The following is a 4,777-nucleotide window of genomic DNA, read 5'->3' as shown; positions in this document are numbered from 1 at the left end:
GCTCGTCGGGCTCATAACCCGAAGGTCGTCGGTTCAAATCCGGCTCCCGCAACCAGATTCAAGAAAAGGCCACTGTTTCGACAGTGGCCTTTTTTATTGCCTGGTGTTTACCCGTAGACGCCAAGCTTGCTGGCGCAGCAAACAGCGCCGTGCATGGCAGCCACTATGCCGCTGTTCGCAGGCAAGACCGCTCCCAGTACCGCGACACCGAAAAAATTACGGAAAATCAAAGATTAACGCTTGACACCCGAGCATAGATCCGTAGAATGCACACCACTGACGCGGGATGGAGCAGCCTGGTAGCTCGTCGGGCTCATAACCCGAAGGTCGTCGGTTCAAATCCGGCTCCCGCAACCATATTCGTCAGAACAAACCCCGCTTATCGAAAGATAACGCGGGGTTTGTTGCATTTAGCCCCCGCAAAATCTCCCCTCGCCCCCCACCGCAGCCCTTGGCTACCGCGCCCTGGCCGCGTGGCTGCATGAACTATCTTTAACTATCCTGAAACAGATTAAGCCGCCGGCCCGGAGTAATATTCGGATACGTTTTTCCAAAGGGACTTTCACTTGGCCGTACCTCGCCCGCGCCTCGCGCCCACCGCACGAGGCATTTCATGACCGCTCCCACACCCGACACCCAGGCTCCGCTGACCGCGGCCTTGCCTGCGGCCGCGCAACGCCTGCCCTGGCTGGAACGCCTGAGCAAGTACCGTCAACCGCTGGGGCTGGCCCTGACCCTGCTGTTGTTCGCCCTGGGCCTGGTCGCCTGTCGCCACCTGCTGAGCGAGCTGGACATCTATGCCCTGCACGATGCCATGCTCAGCGTGCCGAGCCAGTCGCTGCTCGGTGCCTTCCTCGCCACGCTACTCGGCTTCGTGATCCTGCTCGGCTATGAATGGTCGGCCAGCCGCTATGCCGCCGTGCGATTGCCGCCGCGCACCCTGCTGCTCGGGGGATTCAGCGCGTTCGCCATCGGCAACGCGATCGGCCTGTCGATACTCTCTGGCGGCTCGGTGCGCTATCGCCTGTATGCCCGCCAGGGCCTGGGCGCCTCGGAAGTGGCGCGCATGACGGTGTTCGCCAGCCTGTCGCTGGGCTGCGCCCTGCCACCGCTGGCGGCGCTGGCCACCCTCAGCGACCTGTCGGCCGCCGCCAGCGCATTGCGCCTGCCACCCATTCTGCTGGGCGGCATCGCCGCCGCCGTGCTGCTGGTGACCGTGGCACTGGTGATTGGCCTGTATCGCCGCCGCCTGCCCGAGCAGCCACTGGCCGACAGCCTGCTGGTGCAGTTCGGCCGCCGCACCCTGCGCTTGCCGGGCGCCCGCCTGAGCGCCCTGCAATTGCTGATTACCGCGCTGGACGTCGCCGCCGCCGCCACCGTGCTCTACCTGCTGCTGCCGGAGGCGCCGCCCTTCGGCGCATTCGTGCTGGTATACCTGCTGGCCCTGGCCGCCGGGGTGCTCAGCCATGTGCCCGGCGGCGTCGGGGTGTTCGAGGCGATCCTGCTGGCGGCGTTCGCCAACCAGCTGGGCGCCGCGCCATTGGCGGCCGCGCTGCTGCTGTACCGGCTGATCTACGTGGTCCTGCCGCTGCTGGTGGCTTGCGTTCTGCTGCTGGCCAACGAAGCTCGCCGCTTGATGGTCACCCAACAGGCGATCCGTGCGGCCTCGGGGCTGGCCGCGCCGGTGCTGGCGATCCTGGTGTTCCTCTCTGGCGTGGTGCTGCTGTTCTCCGGGGCCACCCCTGAGATCGACAGCCGCCTGGAGCACATGGGTTTCCTGATTCCGCACCGGTTGATCGATGCCTCGCACTTCGGCGCCAGCCTGGTCGGCGTGCTCTGCCTGCTGCTGGCCCAAGGCCTGCGCCGGCGCCTGTCGGCCGCCTGGTTGCTGACCACCGTGCTGCTGCTGGTCGGCGCGCTGCTGTCGCTGCTCAAGGGCTTCGACTGGGAAGAGGCCAGCCTGCTGAGCTTCACCGCCGCCCTGCTGGCCCTGTTCCGCCGCTCGTTCTATCGCCCCAGCCGCCTGCTGGAACTGCCGTTCTCGCCGGTGTACCTGGTGGCCAGTGCCTGCGTGGTTGGCGCCTCGGTGTGGCTGTTGCTGTTCGCTTACCAGGACGTCCCCTACACCCACAAGCTGTGGTGGCAGTTCACCCTCGATGCCGATGCGCCACGAGCTTTGCGCGCAGCGCTTGGCAGCGCGGTGCTGCTGGTAGTCGTCGCGCTGACCTGGCTGCTGCGCACCGCGCGCCCGGTGATCCACCTGCCGAGTGACGAGGAACTGCAACGCGCCAACCGCATCCTGCTGGCCTCCGACCAGCCTGACGGCGGCCTGGCCCTGACCGGCGACAAGGCCCTGCTATTCCACCCCAGCGACAACGCCTTCCTCATGTACGCCCGCCGTGGCCGCAGCCTGGTGGCGCTGTACGACCCGATCGGCCCGGCCCAGGAGCGCGCCGAGATGATCTGGCAGTTCCGCGACCTGTGCGACCTGCACCATGCCCGCCCGGTGTTCTATCAGGTGCGCGCCGAGAACCTGCCGTTCTACATGGACATCGGCCTGACCGCGATCAAGCTTGGCGAGGAAGCGCGGGTCGACCTGCGCCGCTTCGACATCGACGCCAAGGGCAAGGAGATGAAAGACCTGCGCTACACCTGGAACCGTGGTGGCCGCGACGGCCTAACCCTGGAGATCCACGAGCCTGGCCATGCACCGCTGGCCGAACTCAAGGAAATTTCCGACGCCTGGTTGAGCGGCAAGAACGTCCGTGAGAAAGGCTTTTCCCTGGGCCGCTTCAGTGCGCAATACCTGCAGCACTTTCGCATCGCCCTGATTCGCTTCCAGGGCCGCCCGGTGGCCTTCGCCAACCTGCTGGAAACCCACAGCAACGAACTGGCCAGCCTCGACCTGATGCGCGCCCACCCCGAAGCACCGAAGCTGACCATGGAATTCATGATGGTTGGCCTGATCCTGCACTACAAGAGCCACGACTATGGCCGCTTCAGCCTGGGCATGGTGCCCCTTTCCGGCTTGCAGCCGCGCCGTGGCGCGCCCTTGACCCAGCGCCTGGGCTCGATGGTGTTCCAGCGCGGCGAACAGCTCTACAACTTCCAGGGCCTGCGGCGCTTCAAGGACAAGTTCCAGCCGGACTGGGAACCTCGCTACATGGCCGTGCCAGCCGGGCTCGACCCGCTGGTGGCATTGGCCGATACCGCCGCCCTGATCGCTGGCGGCCTGACTGGATTGGTGAAACGTTGATGATCCGACGCTATTGGCTGTATGTACTGATTCCCCTGCTGCTGGCCGCCATGGCCGGGGCCACGGCCTTCTGGCTGTGGACCCGACCGGCACCCCAGGCGCGCCTGGAGCACCTGACGCTGAACGATGGCAGCCACCTGATCCGCGCCACCCCGGGTGTGCACGCCAAAGCCCGGGTGGCCATCGGCGTGCCCCAGGAGCAAGCCCTGAGCGATAAACAACTGCTCGACCTCAGCCAGGCCGGCGAAGCCCAGCTGGTGCAGGTGATCCTGCCACCTGCCGACTGCGCCAAACAACAAGCGGCGATGGACCAGGCCCTGACCCAACTGGCCGACAAGCCAACCCTGGTCGCCGGCATTGGCCCGGGCGCTGCCCAGGCCTGGCGTTGGCTGGCCACCCAGACCGACGACAAGGCGCGGGCCATCTCGGTGGACTTCACCCTCGAGCAACCCGGCTGCCCGGCCGCGCTGCCCAAGGCCGCGCCCCACGGCCACTGGAACGTGGCCTGGAACGACAACCCCGACGACGCTAGCGCCGCGTTCGTGCGCGACCAGGCCAACGCCGAGACCAGCATCGCCGACTACGACATCCACCTGCCGCAGGTGCTCAAGGCCCAACTGACCCAGGCCCTGGTCGGCCAGGACGGCAATGCCCTGGCCATCCCGGTGGTCGAGGTGCCCGCCGGACAGAGCACCGACACCGTCACCCTGTTCCTTTCCGGCGACGGCGGCTGGCGTGACCTGGACCGCGATGTGGCCGGTGAAATGGCCAAACTCGGCTTCCCGGTGGTGGGTATCGACACCCTGCGTTACTACTGGCAGCACAAGACCCCGGAGCAGAGCGCCGCCGACCTGTCCGAACTGATGCTGCACTACCGGCAGAAATGGGGCACCAAGCGGTTCGTGCTGACCGGCTATTCGTTCGGCGCCGATGTGCTGCCGGCCATCTACAATCGCCTGTCCGCCGAGGACCAGAAGCGTATCGACGCGGTGATACTGCTGGCCTTCGCCCGCAGCGGCAGCTTCGAGATCGAGGTCGAAGGCTGGCTGGGCAAGGAAGGCCAGGAGGCCCCGACCGGGCCGGAGATGGCCAAGCTGCCAGCGGCCAAGGTGGTGTGCATCTATGGCGTGGAAGAGACCGACGAAAGCGGCTGCACCGACAAGACGGCGGTGGGCGAGCGCATGAAGCTGCCCGGTGGCCACCACTTCGACGAGAACTACCCGGCACTGGCCAAGCGCCTGATCGATGAGATCGAGACGCGCCAGGGGAAGTCCAGCGTCGCTGAAAAATGATGTGAAAGCGGACCGCTGCGCGGTCCATCGCCAGCAAGCCAGGCGCCTACAGGACCGAGACGGCCAGCAAACCCCGTAGGAGCCGGCTTGCCGGCGAACACCGGCATCGCCGGTGCCAGCCTCCGCGGCGCCTGGTTCGCCAGCAAGCTGGCTCCTACAGGACCGAGACGGCCAGCAAACCCCGTAGGAGCCGGCTTGCCGGCGAACACCGGCATCGCCGGTGCCAGCC

At 66.5% G+C, this 4,777-nt stretch carries 2 protein-coding genes and 1 tRNA gene; all 3 read left to right on the top strand.

The window, feature by feature from the left end; genetic code table 11:
• Window positions 1–280: 280 nt before the first annotated feature.
• The 3 genes from ACODS5_RS24510 to ACODS5_RS24500 all read left to right on the top strand — a co-directional run bounded on the left by ACODS5_RS24510 (window position 281) and on the right by ACODS5_RS24500 (window position 4,548).
• Window positions 281–357, top strand: a tRNA-Met gene (locus tag ACODS5_RS24510).
• 256 nt (window positions 358–613) lie between these two features.
• Window positions 614–3,256 carry a bifunctional lysylphosphatidylglycerol flippase/synthetase MprF gene (mprF, locus tag ACODS5_RS24505; protein WP_489109873.1) on the top strand — a complete coding sequence of 881 codons (2,643 nt, stop codon included), beginning with the start codon at window positions 614–616 and terminating at the stop codon, window positions 3,254–3,256.
• Entirely contained in the window at window positions 3,256–4,548 is a 1,293-nt protein-coding gene (locus ACODS5_RS24500; RefSeq protein WP_489109872.1) for a virulence factor family protein, read from the top strand. The genes mprF and ACODS5_RS24500 overlap by 1 nt, the downstream gene beginning before the upstream one ends.
• Window positions 4,549–4,777 lie beyond the last annotated feature (229 nt).

The organism is Pseudomonas sp. FG47 (assembly GCF_057809115.1).
Note: the sequence above shows the minus strand (reverse complement) of the source record. Positions and strands in the feature narration are given on the sequence as shown.